The sequence below is a fragment of the Desulfobulbaceae bacterium genome (assembly GCA_015231515.1).
Taxonomy (GTDB): Bacteria; Desulfobacterota; Desulfobulbia; order Desulfobulbales; family VMSU01; genus JADGBM01.
Map to the genome: position 1 here is coordinate 12,886 of JADGBM010000010.1, position 17,125 is coordinate 30,010.

General features: G+C 43.0%; 16 protein-coding genes. 4 read left to right on the forward strand and 12 right to left on the reverse strand.

Annotated elements, in window-relative coordinates; all coding sequences use genetic code 11:
• Nucleotides 1–3 precede the first annotated feature (3 nt).
• The 9 genes from HQK80_03135 to HQK80_03175 all read right to left on the reverse strand — a co-directional run bounded on the left by HQK80_03135 (nucleotide 4) and on the right by HQK80_03175 (nucleotide 7,183).
• A complete protein-coding gene (locus tag HQK80_03135; protein ID MBF0221215.1) occupies nucleotides 4–780 on the reverse strand; it encodes a hypothetical protein in 777 nt (258 codons plus the stop codon).
• 165 nt (nucleotides 781–945) lie between these two features.
• A complete protein-coding gene (locus HQK80_03140; GenBank protein ID MBF0221216.1) occupies nucleotides 946–1,500 on the reverse strand; it encodes a HAMP domain-containing protein in 555 nt (184 codons plus the stop codon).
• Between the two features lie 56 nt (nucleotides 1,501–1,556).
• Nucleotides 1,557–1,853, reverse strand: coding sequence for a hypothetical protein (locus HQK80_03145; protein ID MBF0221217.1), 297 nt, complete (start codon nucleotides 1,851–1,853; stop codon nucleotides 1,557–1,559).
• A 29-nt stretch (nucleotides 1,854–1,882) separates the two neighbouring features.
• Nucleotides 1,883–2,155: a PilZ domain-containing protein gene (locus tag HQK80_03150; protein ID MBF0221218.1), complete on the reverse strand. Its 273-nt coding sequence runs from the start codon at nucleotides 2,153–2,155 to the stop codon at nucleotides 1,883–1,885.
• An 8-nt stretch (nucleotides 2,156–2,163) separates the two neighbouring features.
• Entirely contained in the window at nucleotides 2,164–3,054 is an 891-nt protein-coding gene (locus HQK80_03155) for a hypothetical protein (GenBank protein MBF0221219.1), read from the reverse strand.
• Between the two features lie 62 nt (nucleotides 3,055–3,116).
• Nucleotides 3,117–3,752: a cytochrome C gene (locus tag HQK80_03160; protein ID MBF0221220.1), complete on the reverse strand. Its 636-nt coding sequence runs from the start codon at nucleotides 3,750–3,752 to the stop codon at nucleotides 3,117–3,119.
• Between the two features lie 89 nt (nucleotides 3,753–3,841).
• Nucleotides 3,842–6,205, reverse strand: a complete 2,364-nt coding sequence (locus tag HQK80_03165) for an SPOR domain-containing protein (GenBank protein ID MBF0221221.1) — start codon at nucleotides 6,203–6,205, stop codon at nucleotides 3,842–3,844.
• 320 nt (nucleotides 6,206–6,525) lie between these two features.
• A complete protein-coding gene (locus HQK80_03170) occupies nucleotides 6,526–6,942 on the reverse strand; it encodes a putative toxin-antitoxin system toxin component, PIN family (protein MBF0221222.1) in 417 nt (138 codons plus the stop codon).
• Nucleotides 6,935–7,183, reverse strand: coding sequence for a ribbon-helix-helix protein, CopG family (locus HQK80_03175; GenBank protein ID MBF0221223.1), 249 nt, complete (start codon nucleotides 7,181–7,183; stop codon nucleotides 6,935–6,937). Before HQK80_03175 ends, HQK80_03170 begins: the two co-directional genes overlap by 8 nt.
• A gap of 433 nt (nucleotides 7,184–7,616) precedes the next feature.
• On the opposite strand from HQK80_03175, the gene HQK80_03180 reads away from it, so the two are divergent.
• Nucleotides 7,617–9,815: a tetratricopeptide repeat protein gene (locus tag HQK80_03180; GenBank protein ID MBF0221224.1), complete on the forward strand. Its 2,199-nt coding sequence runs from the start codon at nucleotides 7,617–7,619 to the stop codon at nucleotides 9,813–9,815.
• 3 nt (nucleotides 9,816–9,818) lie between these two features.
• Here HQK80_03180 and HQK80_03185 read toward each other — a convergent pair whose 3' ends face one another.
• Both HQK80_03185 and HQK80_03190 read right to left on the reverse strand, forming a co-directional pair.
• Nucleotides 9,819–11,951 carry a tetratricopeptide repeat protein gene (locus HQK80_03185; GenBank protein ID MBF0221225.1) on the reverse strand — a complete coding sequence of 711 codons (2,133 nt, stop codon included), beginning with the start codon at nucleotides 11,949–11,951 and terminating at the stop codon, nucleotides 9,819–9,821.
• A gap of 26 nt (nucleotides 11,952–11,977) precedes the next feature.
• Nucleotides 11,978–12,835 carry a cytochrome C gene (locus tag HQK80_03190; protein MBF0221226.1) on the reverse strand — a complete coding sequence of 286 codons (858 nt, stop codon included), beginning with the start codon at nucleotides 12,833–12,835 and terminating at the stop codon, nucleotides 11,978–11,980.
• 324 nt (nucleotides 12,836–13,159) lie between these two features.
• Between HQK80_03190 and HQK80_03195 the strand changes: the two genes are divergently transcribed.
• The gene (locus tag HQK80_03195; protein MBF0221227.1) at nucleotides 13,160–14,134 is read left to right on the forward strand and encodes a hypothetical protein; all 975 of its coding nucleotides are present in this window, start codon (nucleotides 13,160–13,162) and stop codon (nucleotides 14,132–14,134) included.
• A gap of 105 nt (nucleotides 14,135–14,239) precedes the next feature.
• Here the strand turns inward: HQK80_03195 and HQK80_03200 are convergent, their stop codons facing one another.
• Nucleotides 14,240–15,058 carry a hypothetical protein gene (locus HQK80_03200; GenBank protein MBF0221228.1) on the reverse strand — a complete coding sequence of 273 codons (819 nt, stop codon included), beginning with the start codon at nucleotides 15,056–15,058 and terminating at the stop codon, nucleotides 14,240–14,242.
• Between the two features lie 209 nt (nucleotides 15,059–15,267).
• On the opposite strand from HQK80_03200, the gene HQK80_03205 reads away from it, so the two are divergent.
• Both HQK80_03205 and HQK80_03210 read left to right on the forward strand, forming a co-directional pair.
• Entirely contained in the window at nucleotides 15,268–15,474 is a 207-nt protein-coding gene (locus HQK80_03205) for a hypothetical protein (GenBank protein ID MBF0221229.1), read from the forward strand.
• Between the two features lie 445 nt (nucleotides 15,475–15,919).
• A complete protein-coding gene (locus HQK80_03210; GenBank protein MBF0221230.1) occupies nucleotides 15,920–17,092 on the forward strand; it encodes an SMP-30/gluconolactonase/LRE family protein in 1,173 nt (390 codons plus the stop codon).
• The last annotated feature ends 33 nt before the right edge of the window (nucleotides 17,093–17,125 follow it).

The window sequence follows — 17,125 nt, forward strand, 5'->3', positions numbered from 1 at the left end:
TCCCTAAAAATTATGGCAGCTCAAACAGAGTTTCTCTCCGTTGACTGTGATAACGAGTTTGTATTTTTCGCTTGAAAAAGGGTCATGGCAGGTACCACAACCCATTATGCCACCATCAAAAAAATGTAATCTTCTATCAACTTCAGCAATTGGCCTTAAACGGTTCTTTGTGTTTTGAAGTCGTACTTTTTCGTAATGCATACCTATTGGATGTTTAAATCCTTTGTCGAATTTTAGATATTCATTGGAGTGTTGCCAGTTTGCAGCCTTTATATTTATCGGAACGGATGAGGCAAATATCCCGTCATGGCAGGAGATACACTCTTTGGATAACGCATCGATTTGAACCTCTGAATCTGGATCCAAGGGTTTTGAATCATAGTGAGCTACATTGAACAGGGATTGGTGTCCGGTTGCAGTTGCCAGCGAATTTATATGGCAAGCGTCGCAAAATGCCTTGCCGGTCTCTATACGGCGTAAGAAGCTCGATGGTTCCCCGAATGGAGTTTCATAATCAGCATGGGGGTCGTGGCAGGTATTGCATGTTAACGCCCCGTCTTGCGATAAAGGAAAGTCTAAAGGAATCCTGACTTTTTTAGGTTTTATATCGACTGGGTGCATATATCCTTCTTCAAAAAGTGCAGTGTGACAGGTAAGACACATGTCAGTTACAGAAGAGCTTTTTTGCTTCCCTTTTTGTTTTAGTGGTGACCTTGAATCAGGGACTATGTGGCAAATCGTGCATTCGTCGTTACTGAATTCATGGGGTTGTTTTGCCATACTGTAAACAAGTACCGATGTAAGTAAAAACAGGCAAACCAGTATCAGAGATTTTCGTATCATTCAATATACACTACATGCGTAAACTATAAAAAGGCAGCTTTTATACATATCGGAAAATCTCAAAACCATCTGCATGAGGGTAGTCGTTTGCAATAGCCTGAATTACAGTTTTAGTGGGAACAGAATCCCCTTAATTCCCTTAGCCTTTTCGGCTATAGCGCTACGTTTGTCAGTGTTTTGCGAATCGCTTAAAATTTTATACATGGCCTCACACTGTTTGGACGCAAGGTTGATTTTTTCGCTGTGGGCTTCTCGCATGGCGTTAAGAGCTTCAGCCATGGGTTGGATTGCATCTTTTTCTCGTAATTTTGCTGGTTGCGCCAGATTGCCGGAAGCAATTTCCTTGACAGTCCGACTTAGTCCTACCAGCGGCCCAACAACGCGGTGGGAGTATAGTACAGTAATGAAAATTACGCCGGTCAGAATTAGAACTGTTAATGTGAAGTAGGTGGTGATTGATTTTATTAACATCTCTTGCTTGAGTTGGGCTAAACGTGCAAAGCTTTCTTGGTATGATGGGCCTAACGGTTGGTGGGCAGAAAAATATAAAATGATTCCCGTAAGTACGAGTCCTCCTGCGAAAAATAACCCACATTTGATTATTAGACCGCTGAGATATGATTTAGAAATAACTTGTATGGAGCCTGGGTCTTTCATCGCTTCCTCCGCTGTTCAAATCGAATAGGACGTGACGTTTATGGGTTTAGTGTAAATTACGAGAACTTGATGCCAGCTCTGAAGCCGTCATTAGCCTGAAATGTCCACATGACAATGCCACTTTCGGGAAGATCCCATTCCGTTTGGTTATCTGAAAAAGAAATTTGTTGCCCAACCTTGAGCATAACCTCGCATGTAACCCCCATTCCGGAGTCATTGATGTCAAGAATGTGGGTTTGGTGTTGCGTTTTTCCGTCAGATTCATTTTTGATTTCAATAAATATTGTCGGGTATTCATTGTGGGCTTCATTTACACCAGTCAAGTCTGTACGTGATTTTCTTTGTATAAGCATCTGGAAACCCTTTAACGGTCTAAAAGAAATTAACAGTTAGGTGCAATAAACTCAAGGCCAGCTTTGCTCCCTGATTTATTAGTGAAACTCCAAACGACGAGGGCTTTCTCTGGTAACTCCCAGTGTGGCTGATCTTTCACGAAATTTATCATTTGTCCTTTATGCAATTTTGTGTCTGTGGATATACCCATCCCTGTTGCACTTAAATCGAGTATGTGAGCACTGATGATGGAACTTTCGTTCAAGGTGAATTCTATCTGGAGGTCGCAAAGAGTTCTTGCGGCACCGCGTTGCTCTGTCATTTTAACCATTATTTATCTGCCTTCGGTAAAAAGAAAGTTGACTTGGCTGCGCTTTCTTTATTGCGAATGTTGCGCTGGTAAGACTTAGGCGCATGACATCCTGGAGCACATTGTCCACCATTCTCGTTAATTATAAAGTTGATCGGCATATTCCATTCCCCGAATGGCACGGTATCTGCCATTAATTTGGGAAGAGTTCCTGAGTGAATTTCATGGCAAAACTTGCACGACCTTCCTTTTAGGGTCTTATTAACATGAACGTAATGCAGATTGTCTTTCCCGTCCCTGAAGTTTGTATTATATGAAGTTTGTGGGTGGAGAAGCAAGTCTATTTTATGACATTTGAAACAGAACTCATAATGGTCACTGTTGTAATCATTAAAGTATGAAGTGGAGTACTTGGCTTTAAGGAGTTGTGAGTAGTCCGAGCCGTGAGCTGCATGGCACGCCTGGCATTTTCCCTGATTGATTTCGCCATGAAATACGGTGTCGCTTTTTGAGATGACTTCGGGGTGACATGTGTAACAAATCAAGGTCTCAGTTTCTTGGAGATACGAGTTGTTTTTATTTTTGTGCGGCGTGTGACAGGCGCTGCATTCACCAGCTGCAACAGGGGCATGGAGCAATTTATACTCCATAACTTTAGGGTGGCATTTTTGACACGCACTGTTTGAACTTATAAATGTTTGTCTGTTTTCCTGGGGGTGAGGTTCCAGAATTTTTTGGTGGCAGGAGGAGCATTGCGTGTTACCGGTTGGGTTTAAATGCTGGTCGTCGCCCATATCGAGATGGCAAGCGGAGGTGCAGTTTGATTCCTCGGCAGTGCTGGGTTTTTCGAGAAAACCAAGAAGTGCAATCGAAATACAGATAAGAAACAGTATGTTAGAAGACGAGGTCATTATTGTTTAAGCCTGGCATTGGCGAGGTAGAGTTAACAGCTTTAGCCATCTGGGCAATGAGATTATTTTAAAAAGTAACGAACCTTTTGACTGTGTGGGTCATGGCAGTCAACACAAAGCATACCGCTGGCAATAATCTTTTCATGCATCGCTTTAGCCAGCCGCTCTTCAAGGTGGCATTTAAAGCAGATCTTTTCAAGACTTTCGCGTAAAAGGGATAAGTTCTCTGATGAGTGCGGATCATGACAAGCCAGGCAGGAGCCGACGGAGACCGGGCCATGGATAAATTCTCCCTGGATAAAGTTTTTATGACAGAGGTAACAAATTTCAGTATTTGACGAAAGGAGTTTGTTTTCCGCCTTAAAGTCGTGGCAACCCCGGCAGTTTTTCTCTTTCCACGGTCGGTGTGCTGAGCCTCCTGTCTCGGTAGTGATTTTGCCGGTATCCCAGTCGCCCGAGGAAGCTTCATTTATCTTTTGCTCATAATACCTGTTGAAGAGATCATCCATATTTTCTTCACAGAGTTCGTCAATAGAAGGGATGTCTGGGACTCCATCAAATATAGTGGTTAAAAATTTATGCTTTACAAGGGGATCGACCTTGATGCATCCGCCTATAATTAATAGGAAAAAAAGGAGGAGACAGGTGCTGGGGTAAAAATGCTTTAATTTTTTGATAGGAACAGATAGCTTTTGCACTTTAATATGAACCACCTCGGGTTGGCCTGTTGCTGTAGTTGTTTAGTGCCTTAGTGCTGCGTTTCGCCGTGAATTGCAACGCGAAACTACTATTGGCTTACATTTTCATAGTTAATGTATGATTTGCCGTAGTCTTTTTCTTCCATACTGTTATTTACAGGGCTGCTACGGTCATAGTCCATCTCTCTGTGACATCCAGGAATACATTTCCCACCCGACTGGCCAAGTGTAAAATTGATACTCATAGTCCATGACCCAAAGCTTGCTCCTGTACGGTTTATAAGTCTAGGTCCATCGCTGGCATGTGGTGTATGACAGGCTTGGCAAGTCCTGCCTTTTCTGGCTATCCCAACATGTGCCAAATGAAGGTTCTGGTCACCATTCCTAAATAATGTTGATGTCGACTTTTCAGTAAGAAGATCCTGGTCGTGACATCCAAAACAGAGTTCGTACTGGCCCTTTGTGTATGGTGCGTAAAACGCTGTAGGATACTGTCCAACCAGAATAGCATCGTAATCTGAGCCATGGGCAGCATGACATCCTGTACAGTTCCCCTTTGCAACAGGGGCGTGGATGTACTCTTTATTGTTAAGTTCCTGCTCGATATTTCTGGGGGAGTACGATTCCAAAGATGAATTGTCGCCGTGGCAGCTTAGGCAAAGCCTCAGGGGATCCATTGGCAGCAGCGCTTTGTATTCAGAAAAATGGGCGAGGTGGCAGGTTGCGCACTGTTTGTTCTCAAGATATAGACCATCATGTTTGACCCTGGCCCTTCGTTCTGTTTTCATGATCTCTGTGTGGCAGGTATAACAGAAATCCATGCCGACATCGGGCAGTAGGTTTGGGTGGTCACTACCGTGGACAGCGTGGCAAGATTGACAGCCCTGCTCCACAACCACGGGGTGGACATAGGTCGCCTGCTCAAGGCCTCGGGCAATTTCAGAATGGCAACTGTAGCATAGGTCTTGTGGAGTCTGCCGGAGTAGAGATTCAATCTCAGAAAAATGGGGGCTGTGGCAAAATGTGCACACGCCAAGTCCAACAGGGCCATGCAGCATTTTTTTGTTTATGAGTGCTTTGTCGTGGCACTCAAAGCAGAGGTCCTGCTGATTTGTTGATGCGACCTTTGCCAGGGATGGAAATTGAGAACTGTGGGGATTATGGCAGCTTAGGCAATTACCTTCTTCAAAGGGGCTGTGAACGATAGTTCCGATCTTCTCAAACTGGTGGCACTGGCCGCAAAGCTCTTGACCTTCGGTGACTAGCTTAAAAGAACTGCCATTTTCAGCCGGGTGCAATTGCTGTATTTGCTGATGGCACGCCAGGCACTTGGCTGACTGGGCCGGCATATGGGCGTATTTTTCTTCAATTATGGTGTCGTGGCAATTTGAGGTCAGGCATTCTGGTGAGGCTGTGAATTTTGACAAATGCTGCTGTGGCATAGTGCCCAGGTTGGAGCCTTTGGGTTGTTTTGTGCCTAGGAATCTGGCCATGACTAATTCGAGATACTCTTTACTGCCTGGGGCAGGGTCGATTTTTTTTGGTGCTGGCAGTAGTTGAGCGGGTTTTTCTGTCTGCCCGAGTTGTTGCGGGAGTGACACCTTCTCCGGTTCTTTGTTGTCGATGTTCAGTTCAGGGCTGGTTGTTTCAGGTTGAATCTTTTCGCTTGCTGGCTGTTGATTTCTTGTTTCGTCATAGGCCTTCGTTGTTGGCTTTCTGGTGGTTTCTTTTGAGTTAATATCTTGAAGATGTATAATACGTTCTTCTTTATAGTAAGCCTTCATGAGCATAGGTTTGTCGATATAAGGTGTCAGGGTATCAAGAAGTGTTTGAATGGACTGCCTGTTGCGCCCTTTCCCTGCCCTTACGGTATAAACTGAAGAGATTTTTTCAATGCGGAGATATTCACGGTCTTTGGTTGGTAACTGATTTGAGATGAGTCCATAAAAAGATTTAGCATCTTTAATATTATGAAAACTGCCCAATTGAATTACATGCCAGAGCGTGTTGTCATCTATCGGGAGGTCATCATTTTGGCTTGTATTGCTTTCGGCTCTTGGTCTTGTTTGTTCAAGCTGGGCTGGTTCATTGTCAGTCAATAAAGAACTCTGCTGTGGGGTGAGGGTGTTTGCAAGAGTAGCAGCCTGGTCGGAGTTCAATAATTGAATGATTCGATCTTCTTTATAGTACGCATGTATGACAGAAGGAGATATCCGGAGTTGAACCAACGACGCGACAACGGAATCTGTTTGTGTCTTTTGAGGGAACTTGCCGATACGGACAGTGAAATAAGGAGGGATATGTTCTATTCGAAGATCTGGAGTGCTGCTGGCTGGTAACTCTTTAGAAAGTTTTGTGTATGAGGTCTCAGCGTCTTTTTCGGAAGCAAAACTGCCGACTTGCACCGTGTACCAAAGTTTAAGTGCAGAATTCTCGTTAATCCCAGGAGTCAAAACAGTCTCCGCATGTGCAGGATTGGATATGGTCAGGAATAGAATGATAAATATTCTGATTATATTTTTATACATGTATTTTGAGAAATGTATCTGTTGTCACGTTGGTTAAAAGCACATAGGTTAGCTCTTAATAAATATTAAGTAACGGCCCAACTTGCAAGTAAATATTCGGTTTGCCCTGAAAGGGCCAGAACATACCAGCCCAGGGCAACGCCCTGGAGACTGGAATAGTACAGATAGCCCTGAAAGGGCGTGACATCTAAGCTGACCCTGCCGGTTTTAAGTTTATGGCAATGAAGTTGATTCTATGAGTTTTTTTATCTGTTATATAAATCAATAAATTCTCTTGGGGACATAATTTCGATATCAATATACTTTTTAATTTCTTTTAAGTGTTTGTCCCCTGAGATTATAATTTTACTGTCAAGCGCTACAGCGCATTCCAAGAACTTATTATCATCTGGATCATCTACTACAACTTCGATTTTTGGGGTTTTAGCTGTAAATAAAGAATTGTATCCCTCGGCAAACAACTTTGTAAGTTTCTGTATTTCTATTTTTTCTTTCATCCCTAGACGATTAAGCACCTCAATATATTCTTCAATTATACCCTGAGATAGGCACAACGTAATTTTACCATTTTTCCAAAGATCGATTATGTCCTTAGGGGTGCCACCGAAAAATGAAGAAATAAAAATGTTTGTATCTATTACTACTCTGAAAGTCTTAGGCATTCTTTGATCTTACTTGTTTGATCACTTTCTCAATGTCTGAGTCTTTAATATTATTTTTTGACAAATTCCGGCCTATTTGAACCCAGAGACTATCAATATATGCGCCCATATCACGTTCTTTTGTATATTTTTCCAAAAGTTCTCTGACTAGTTCGCTTAAATTTTTTCCTTCAGCTTTTGCCAACCGACTTACTTTATTTTTTAAATTTGATTCGACTCTTATGATCATTTGCGTAGCCATCCTCCCCCCCTTATATGCCAATTATTTTTTTTCATGTGATTCATGCCAGAACATTTTCCTTACAAAATACACATCTTGTACATACATGCTATACATATTTAGGTGCGATGTCAATTGCGAAAGGCAAGGGTGCAAGTGTAAGAAGGCAAGGGGATTATGTGTGAAATTCGAGTGCTAACTTGCACGAATATGAGGCCATGCCAGGTAAGCCAGGAACGAGACTCCGAACATTTAAGGATTTGGTGATTATTGTTACTTTTTGAGATCAAGCCGAATATTTACACTTGCAACCACTATTAACCAATAATTCTTAATAGTTGTTTGATTTGCCATTTTACGATAAATTGCCAAGGTTTGCCAGCGCTTTGCGTTATTATCATATCATATCCTAACTCATTCAGACGCATGATTAAAACTTTTTAAAGATTATTATATGGGAAAATTAAGGTTCTTCTTTGGCCAAAAAAATAGAGATATTGTTTCATTTAGCGCAGCTCTGCTGGTCGCCGCGTTTGCCTTTATCCTCTCTTTACGGAAAGTAGAAAACTTTGATATCTGGTGGCATATAAAGGTAGGTGAGGGAATTATCCAGGATTTACGAATCCCCCTGCAGGAGTCATTCTCCCATACTATGGCTGGAACGTCATGGACTCCTCATGAGTGGCTTGCCGAGGTTATGTTTTACCTGGTTCATCTGCTCGGTGGTGTCAACGGCTTAAGCCTATTTACTTCCCTTGTCGTTGCTTTGACTGCGTGGGTATGTTGGTTAAGGGGCCGGAATCTGGGTAGCGGAATATGGAGCCTGGCGGTTCTGATTGTCTGGGCTTTGCTGGCTGCTCGCTTCCGTTTTATGGCTCGACCGCATATCTTTTTCTTTCTGTTGGCAAACCTGTTGCTCTTCTGCCTGGAGTATCTAAAGGGCAAAAGAATCGAAAGCAAAAACGTCGCCTTCCTTCTGGCAATCCCGTTGATTTTGTTGTTTTGGGTCAATATCCACGGCAGTTTTCCTTTAGCGTACGGGTTTTTAGCCGTTTGGGCTTTGAGCGAGTCTGTATCACGGAAAATTAGCTGGCCTGTAGGTGGATTGGTTGTAGCTCTTCTCATAATTCTAGCGAACCCCGGCGGACTCGATACCCTTGTCAACATGAAGGACCTTTTTATTAAGGCATCGTTAACTAACGAGATACTGAATGAGGAGTTTTTGCCGCCGAGTATAAAGGGGTATCCCTATTTCTGGTCTTTTTTAGCGGCCACAGTTCTTTTGACGGTATCGACGGTTTCCAAAAGACGTTTCGGGGGGCTGGAGTTTTTTACAATAGTAGTAACGGCTGTCCTGGCCGTTAAGAGTGTACGATTTATTGCTATTTTTGTTTTGGCCAGTGTTCCATATGTTGCAGTGCGTCTCAATATCTTGTTGGAGTCGAGCAGCATTTCGAGGCTTTTCCTGTTTAGGGCAATGACTCGGTATAGCATTGCCGGTGGGGTAGTTTGTGTTCTTATTATGATTCTTGGTTTTAGTGAGGCCTACGGCCCGGAGAAGACATACGAGTGGGGGGCGGGGCTTGATAAAAAAACGGTGCCGGTTAATGCCGTTGCTTTTCTGGATCAGTCTGGCTTGGAGGAGATTCGGCTGTACAATAATTTTGAATATGGTGGTTACCTGACCTATACCCTTTTTCCTCGATTTAAGGTAGCTCGTGATGGCAGGGCTGAAATTTTTGCTCCTTTGAACAACGCGTTTATGGTGAGATCTGTTCAGGAGTATCAACACATGATGACCCGTTTTGCTTTTCAAGTGGCTGTCGTGCCTATTGAGCCGTCTAATGGATTTGAAAAAAACATGCGGGAAGATCCTCTTTGGAAGCTTGTTTATTGGGATGACCAGGCGCTTGTTTATGCTCGAGGGGATGCAGTGCCACAGGAATTTCTGGATCGCTGGCAATATCGGTATTTTTCACCCTTTTCTCTTGATTACTCATACCTCCAAGTTCCTGTGCAAGAGGGAAATGGTGATGCTGTTCTTGAAGAATTAAATCGCGCAGCCTCAACAAATCCGCAAGCGTTTAAGCCGTGGGTTTATCTAGGCTATGTTAACGCACTTTTGTCAAGAAATGTTAAGGCTATAGATGCCTATGAGCAAGCTATTAATGTGAATTCCACCCTCGGAGTTGGTCATTACGGGTTGGCTGGGAGTTTGGGTGATCTTTATCTCAAACTTGGTCAGAGGGAGAGGGCGCTGGACTATTTCAGGCAGCACCTGGCTGTTCACCAGCCTCGTGATCAGGACATTCATCGATATGCACTTATTTTATACGAGTTGAAAGATTATAAAAATGCGGAAAAATATTTTGCAGACTATCTGAAGATTGCACCGGAAGATCCGATGGGGCTGGCGAATTATGGTTTTCTTCTGGTTGATCTTGGAAAAAATGGGCAGGCCCGTGAAATGTTTAAAAAATCTTTTGAACAGCGTGAGGATGGTCCCGGTGAGTATGGGTTGGCACTTACGTATCAAAAGGAGGGAGACTGTGCCAAGGCTATTCCCCTTTGGCAGGACTTTATCAGGCGGCATGACAACACGAGTCAAGTTGTTGAGCAGGCCAGGCAGTTTATGGCTGAATGTGGAAATTAGAAGTCAGGGTTTAGTCTCGTTGTGATGTTTCCATATTTTCAGTAGGGCAAGTTCAAACTCTCTGGTAAATTGTTTGGCGTCACAGATGGGGGAGCTAAGCATCCGATTCCTCATGGTACTGCGCAGCTTTTTAAGCTCTTCTATGTTTGCAGCTAGTGCTCGTGCCTTTTCAATATAGTCATCCTTGCTTTCCGCTATATAGTTTTCTAGGTCGATCCTGGTCATGAGGCTTGCTCCCATTCGTGTGGCGTAACGATCTCCTTTTAGAGTTATAACCGGCACTCCCATCCACAAGCTGTGACACGTTATTGTATGACCATTATGGGGAAAGGGATCAAGGGCAATATCAACTCTATTATGCGTGGCGAGGTACTCTTTCATTGGCAGGTTGCTCACCATTTCAATGCGGCTGGCAGGAACGCCATGAGAGTTAAAGATATTCAGGAAGTGAGCTTGGATGTGCCTATCAGTAAAGGCCTTGCTGACCCATAAAAGTTTTGAGTTTGGGACGGCAATAACTATTTTTGCCCAAACCTCAAGTACCTCCTCTGTTATTTTTATAATATTATTAAACGACCCAAAGGTTATTTGTCCAGAAGCGAGGGCGGGCAGGGGGGCAACGTCAGGGCACTCTGCCGGAGGAAGATAGCAGAAGAAACCGTGAGGCAGGTATACCAGAGACTCTGAATAATAAAGTTCTGAGCCTCCGGGGTTGGCTATCTGGTCGGTGAGGCGATAATCGATCACCGGCAGCCCGGTTGTGTTTACATAACCCAGCCAACTGGCCTGGAGCGGGGCGGGCTTTCTTGCCATGACCGGCAGGCGGTTATTGGCCGAGTGGCCAGCCAGGTCAATGAGGATATCAATTTTGTCTGAGCTTATTTTTTCGGCAACTTTTTCGTCGTCGACTCCCCGGGTGGAGTACCAGCTGTCAGAAAGTTGCATTATCTCGAGAGTAATTGCATCATGGTTTGAGCTGCCCATTTCTGCGTAACAGAATATTTTGAAACCTGATTCTGAGATATTTTGCAGTAATGGAAGTATGAAAAGGCCAACCGGATGTTGCCTGAAGTCAGGTGACATAAAGCCGATGTTTAAGACCTCACCAGCTTTTTTTGGGCCTGTTTGAAGGTTGGTTTTTAGGTTTTTACCTTCTGCCGATTTTGTAAAACGCACCCACCACTCTTTGGCAGCCTCAAAAAGATCGTTGTTATTCAGTGAAGGGTCGTAGTTACAATTAAAAAGAAGATCGCTATAGGCATAGTGCGAATCCGTTTTACGAGCGCATAGATTTTGAAGGCATCGGATTGATTCTTTGTACAGACCATGCTGACCGTAAGTCCAGGCAAGGTTGACATTTGCCTCCTCGTAGTCAGGCTGAGAGGTGACAGCTTGTTGGTACCAGTTGATGGCCTCGTGGAATTTGCCCTGTCGCACAAGGACATTGCCAATATTGTTTTGTAGCTCCGGACGTTCGGGATGGTACTCAAGCGCTTTTTTGTACTGATCAATGGCTTCATCGAGCCTGCCAAGCTCTTGCAGGGAATAGCCGACGTTGTTGCGGGCCTGGAGGTTGCCTGGTTCTGATTTCAGTACATGGTTGAAGCAGTTGATCGCTTCCTCGTGATCTGCTAACTGATTATATGTGCGTCCTAGTCTGTTTCGAGCTTCATGCATGTTGGGTTTCAACTGTAGAGTTTTTTTGAAATAACCCTCTGCCTCAACATAATCATGGTTTTCAAATAAGGTGTTCGCCAGGTTAAAGAGCGCTTCAATAAAGTCTGGTTTAATCTGTAGGGCTTTTTTGTAGGCGGTAATGGCTTGACTGTATTTCTTTTGGCCTTTATAGGCGGAACCGAGGTTTGTAAGAAATGCAGGATCTGTTTTGATGGCAAGAGCCTTCTGGGCCAGCCTTTCAGCTTTATGAAAGTCGCCATTTTGTTGGGCGATAAGGCCTAAAAGATTCAAAGAGTCGGTATGGTTCGGTTTAGCCTGGAGGATCGTATTGTAAACAGTTGAGGCGTCTTCAAAGTTTCCGGCTTGATGGTGGGCCAGACCGTCGTGAAATAGTTCAGAAATATTGAATGGCTGCTTTTTGAAGGGCTTCGATCTATTTTTTTTTAGTTTTCGAGACATGGTGGGGTAGGTGGTGGTAAAAAAGCCTAGGGCCTGCGTTGTTGCTTAATGGACAGGTCGATCTTATTAAGTTTTAAAGAATGAGCTATTCCATGACATGTTCCACAAGTTGGAAAGCCCTTAAGCATAGCTTCTGGGTGCGGCTGGGGGTGGCATTTTCTGCACGTTGGAACTCTTTTGTGCTCCTTCTCGTGGCATTCAGCGCAGGGCACTTGTCGATGTTTGGCCCGACTCTCGGCTAATTGCTGGTAGACTTCAGTGTGGCACGAGCCGCAAAACTCAGAGGAGGTATTGTTCTCATAGTTGACAATCAGCGGCATGTGGGCTTGATGGCAACTCAAACAGTCTTCGTTGGTCATTGTGTCAAGATGGGATGCATGACAGGCAAAACATTCCGGAATATATCCATGTCGGATATGGCAGGCCGTGCAGTCCAATGTTGTGTGGATGCTCGGATTTTTCTGTAGTTGTTCTATTTGATCGGTATGACACGTGGTACACTGAAAGGTTATGTCACGAGTGAGTCTGATGTCAAGCGGAGTATGCGGATTGACATGGCATTGTGAGCAGTTTGTCAGGTCAAAATGTGGTGAGTCGGTGTGGCATTTGCTGCAGCGGGGTATTATCTCTCTGTTCATGGGTGGATGACCATCGTGACAGTCAATGCAACTGATTTTTGTACTGTGGGCTGCGCCATTTCGTAAGTTTAATGATACTATGTGCGGGTGGCATTTTTTGCAATCGTCATGTAAAAGCTGTGAGCTAGGGACAGCAGGTTTGGTTGGGATATTAATGACAGTCTGATCAGCAACAGTGCTTCCGCTGGCAACAGGGGGAATTAAGGCTGTGAGACTGAGCAGAAAAATTAGTGCGTATATGTACATGATACAAATATCATTGATTGTTTAATTGAACGATTTGTTTTGATTTCTTTGAAATCACAGTAATTCATTGCAATAGTTCTTTCCTTTGATTTCGGGCTGCTGCGGGTAGCATTCTAAGAAATCAGATTGACAGATAAACATCTTAATGTCAAGAATGTGTAGTTTGTGAAAAATACAGATTGGATTATAAGCACTCAGTCAGACTTTATTATAGCTCTCCGCTGAAAACAGTGAGTAGTAAATTAAAACTCAAGATAATTTTTTGTAATTTACACATAACATAGATTGAGTTCAGTATTAACAAGGAAAACGAAGTTTACTAAAATGAAAATGATTATGTTAGTAGCCGTCTGTTTAACGGTTTGTTTATCAAGTTGTGCTGGCCCGAAACAACCCACTTTTATTCCCTTACCCGACCATATTGAACTGAGTCAAGGCGAATGCACAAAGGGGAGTTGTGTTGATGGTCATGGAACAATTACATTTAGCGATGGGTCTTATTACGAAGGGGCCTTTTCTCGGGGCGTGCGAAATGGCCAAGGGACATTGGTTTTGGCTGCTGGAGGTTCATTTTCTGGATCTTTCCGGAGGGGAGTGTACAGTGGTGGTGGAGAGGTTACTCTTGGTGATGGGACAGTTGGTGTATGCAAAATAAATTCTAATTGTTTTGATGGGCAAGGTGAGTTTATTGCTGAAAATGGCCAAGTGTTTTCAGGAAGTTATAGGAACGGGATGCTTAATGGCCGTGGAAATACAACGCTGCCAGATGGCCGTGAGTTCAAAGGTGTTTTTATCAATAATCTTCTTGAGGGTAGGGGGCGAATGACTACCGAAAGCGGCGCTTCCTACTTGGGTGATTTCAGGAAAGGAAAGCTTGATGGTCAAGTGACAATTCTTTTTTCAACCGGAAGTCGATTTGAGGGGATTTTTGAGGAAGGGGAGTATGTTAAGAATGGTGTGTTAACGTTTCCGAATCGAGTAACTGGAAAATGTATTAGAGGTAATTGTATTGAGGGTACAGGGTCACTTGCACTTGATGATGGCTCTTCCTATGAGGGGCAGTTTCTTAACGGTCTCCGCCATGGAAAAGGTGTATCTATAACTTCAGGTGGAGCAGTTTATACAGGCAATTATTTGAACGGTAAAAGGCATGGGGTTGGAACATATGTTTTTCCGTCCGGCATTATTTATATTGGTCAGTATAAAAATGGTAAACGGCATGGGCCTGGTGTGTACAAATTTGCTAACGGGAAAAGTCATCGAGTTTATTATGAAGATGGTGAATTGAAAAAAGAGTGAACCTAAAGGTTGTAACGGATAATTACGTTAAGTTGCTGCTATATGAAAAAAAAGGGGTGCCATTTGTGGCTCCCCTTTTTTATTTTTATGTGTTCGGATTACATATTACTTAACATGGCAAGAAAGACAGAATACTGATCCTGCGTTTGTAATCCAGATGAAACTCTCATTCGCAGCTGATTGAGTGTTGTGAACGTCATGACAAGCGTTACATTCCATTGTGTCACCACCGGTCAAAACTGATTCGATGGAGATTCCACCAACAACGCCACCAAAAGTATTAGTTTTTTCAGCAATTTCTGGATCACCTTGCCTAACTTGATCCCAACTCATACCAACTGGATGATGGTTGCTAAGATCAACTATGCCACCGGAACCAAAACCAGTAGCTAAACCGGCGAGAGTGTCACCTTGACCGCTAGCGCCGTAGACACCGGCCTGGCTAGGAGACTTTCCTGTACCTGCTGTATTAACGGTGAAGTCTGGGTTGAATTCTGAATAGGCACCCATAGCGGTGCTCCCATCATGACAGCTGAGACATAGAAGAGTAACACCACCAATAGCAACATCACCATTCATCAGATGCCGGCTTGAAGAGTCATTGTTAAGCTGACCTTCAGTGCCCATGTTTGTACCATTGTTATAGGCAATGAATTGAGTGTTGTCATCAGCGATACCACGGTTCCATAATGGGCTATAAGAAAGAGTGTTGCCTTGTACGCCTTCAGCAGTTGAACCAGCTCTTACGGTGTTATGTGGATGGTGACAGAAAATACAAATACGTGAGTCGCCGTTACCAAGACCTGCACTTGCTCCTGTTGCTGAAAGATCATGTTTTGAATTAACAATTGTTCCAGCAAAAGCAGCAGAGGCGGTAAGGGATACAACACCAAGGGCCAATCCGATTAACATTGTTTTTTTCATTTTTTTTCTCCTGTGATTTAGTTTGTTGTTGAAAAAAATAATTGCGATTTGTTTTTTTATAAAAATTGTTGAAATAAACATTTGCCATGTGCCTTGTTTCTGATGCATCGCTCATGCCAATAAAAATTTATTACCTTAAATATTTTATTGTTTTTTGTGATTAGGATGTTTTTTGTCGATTTCATTGTAGTTATTTAAATTATTTTTTTATGACTTTTGTTGAGGGATCTTTTTTTAAAATGGCTTTTGGCGCAAAAATTCCCCAGTTATTTGATTTATACACCCTTATGTGGGGATTTCACCCACTTTTTTGGGTATGTCGTAAAAATAAGCTTTTTGCAACTGTCTCTTGGTTTCTTGATTATTTGCAAAAGCCAAATAGCTGGGGTATTATAACCGTAATTGTTACTATATAATATGGTGTGTTGTTTTGCCATTGTTTGGGGTTTCATGTTTAATGGACAAGGTTTTTTGCTGAAAAACTTCGAAGAGGTCAAACATCTTGACTTTGTAGGGGGCAGATTAAACAATAATGCTTGAGCCTCTTGCAAAGTGAGATAATGTTACCATATTGTATCTACACACGGGATTATTTTCGCGGGCAGTCAACAGCGAAGCAGTGTCTGGGAATTCGAGCGCTTTCTGGAGCGGAGTTGGAGTTTATTCCCCTGTTGTTGAGGATGCTAGCTTCCCGATAAAAACGCTCGGGAGTGACGGTCTTTTTGCAAGAAGCTCGTTGATTGCAGTTTTATTGTTCAGATCTAAGATCTAGGCTTTTTTCTGTTGCCTTTTTTGTTTGTCAACTGCGCAATAACTAATTTTAAATTTTTGTTTTGGAGTTAAACGATGATATCAAACAGTATGGTTAAGTTTGTCCGTGATAAAAGGTTGATCTATTTAATGGTAAGTTTTTTTGCGGTGATTTTCTTCGGTGGTTGTGTAACAACAGAAAACGCTGCAGTTGGAACAGGTGAACCTGTCTTTTTTCCTCCTCCGCCTGATGTTCCTCGATTTCAATTTTTGACATCGTTTAGCGGGACGGGTGATTTTACTGAAAAAAAATCTGGCCTCGATGAGTTCCTTGGAGGTTCGCAGACTACATATAAATTTAAGAGACCCTACGGTATCACTGTAAGTAAAGGCTCGATGTACGTTACGGATACCTTGACATCTGTCTGGAGGTTTAATTTTAAAAATAAAAAAATTCATAAGTTGCAGGGAGATAAAGGGCTTGGCAAGATTGTGCGGGCTCAGAACGTCGCCGCAGATGATAATGGTAATTTATTTGTTGCTGATCCTGACCGTAAAATGGTGCTTCAATACGATAAAAATGATCTTTACGTCAGGGGATTTACTGATCCTGCTGGTTGGAAGCCCGTTGATTTGGCAACCTTTGACGGTCAGCTTTTTGTTTGTGACGCTACTCACGCTAAAGGGGGGATAAAAGTTTTTGATATTGAGAGTGGCGAAATGATTCAGACGATTGGTGATAGTGGACCTCCTAAAGATCGTCTTGGTATTGCTACTGGGATAGCCATGGATAAAGATGGTTATTTATATGTTACAGATGCAGGTAACTTTCAGATAAAAAAATATGACCGTGATGGGCATTTTAGAGGTTTTTTAGGGAAACCGGGTAATAGCCCTGGCCATATTGGTCGTCCTAAAGGAATAGCAGTTGATCGGGAAGGCAAAATTTTTGAAGTAGATGCTGCTTTTGATACCGTACAGGTGTTTTCGCCTAATGGCTTCGTTCTCGGTTTACTTGGGGGGCCTGGCAGCGCGCCTGGCACCTTAACACTGCCGGCAGGCGTCCATATCGACTACGATAACATTGATTACTTCAAAAAGTACGCGGCGCCGGGGTTTACTCTTGAATATCTTGTTTTTGTGACCAGCCAGTTTCATAACACCAATGGTATCAGTGTTTATGGTTATGGGAAAATGGAAGGTGAACAATACCTTGATTTTGAAGAGTTGAAAAAGGAGAAAGAGGATCTTTTGAAAAAAGCGGCAGAAGAGGCAAATAAATAGTTACAGTTAGGAATAACTGAGAAATATTAGCCG

What these genes read in the sequence shown, in the direction of transcription:
- HQK80_03205 (MBF0221229.1), top strand. Translation starts at nt 15,268, where the DNA reads ATGACTTTTGTTGAGGGATCTTTTTTTAAAATGGCTTTTGGCGCAAAA.
- HQK80_03175 (MBF0221223.1), bottom strand. Translation starts at nt 7,183, where the DNA reads ATGGCTACGCAAATGATCATAAGAGTCGAATCAAATTTAAAAAATAAA.
- HQK80_03140 (MBF0221216.1), bottom strand. Translation starts at nt 1,500, where the DNA reads ATGAAAGACCCAGGCTCCATACAAGTTATTTCTAAATCATATCTCAGC.
- HQK80_03150 (MBF0221218.1), bottom strand. Translation starts at nt 2,155, where the DNA reads ATGACAGAGCAACGCGGTGCCGCAAGAACTCTTTGCGACCTCCAGATA.
- HQK80_03170 (MBF0221222.1), bottom strand. Translation starts at nt 6,942, where the DNA reads ATGCCTAAGACTTTCAGAGTAGTAATAGATACAAACATTTTTATTTCT.
- HQK80_03190 (MBF0221226.1), bottom strand. Translation starts at nt 12,835, where the DNA reads ATGTACATATACGCACTAATTTTTCTGCTCAGTCTCACAGCCTTAATT.
- HQK80_03135 (MBF0221215.1), bottom strand. Translation starts at nt 780, where the DNA reads ATGGCAAAACAACCCCATGAATTCAGTAACGACGAATGCACGATTTGC.
- HQK80_03185 (MBF0221225.1), bottom strand. Translation starts at nt 11,951, where the DNA reads ATGTCTCGAAAACTAAAAAAAAATAGATCGAAGCCCTTCAAAAAGCAG.
- HQK80_03210 (MBF0221230.1), top strand. Translation starts at nt 15,920, where the DNA reads ATGGTTAAGTTTGTCCGTGATAAAAGGTTGATCTATTTAATGGTAAGT.
- HQK80_03200 (MBF0221228.1), bottom strand. Translation starts at nt 15,058, where the DNA reads ATGAAAAAAACAATGTTAATCGGATTGGCCCTTGGTGTTGTATCCCTT.
- HQK80_03195 (MBF0221227.1), top strand. Translation starts at nt 13,160, where the DNA reads ATGAAAATGATTATGTTAGTAGCCGTCTGTTTAACGGTTTGTTTATCA.
- HQK80_03145 (MBF0221217.1), bottom strand. Translation starts at nt 1,853, where the DNA reads ATGCTTATACAAAGAAAATCACGTACAGACTTGACTGGTGTAAATGAA.
- HQK80_03180 (MBF0221224.1), top strand. Translation starts at nt 7,617, where the DNA reads ATGGGAAAATTAAGGTTCTTCTTTGGCCAAAAAAATAGAGATATTGTT.
- HQK80_03155 (MBF0221219.1), bottom strand. Translation starts at nt 3,054, where the DNA reads ATGACCTCGTCTTCTAACATACTGTTTCTTATCTGTATTTCGATTGCA.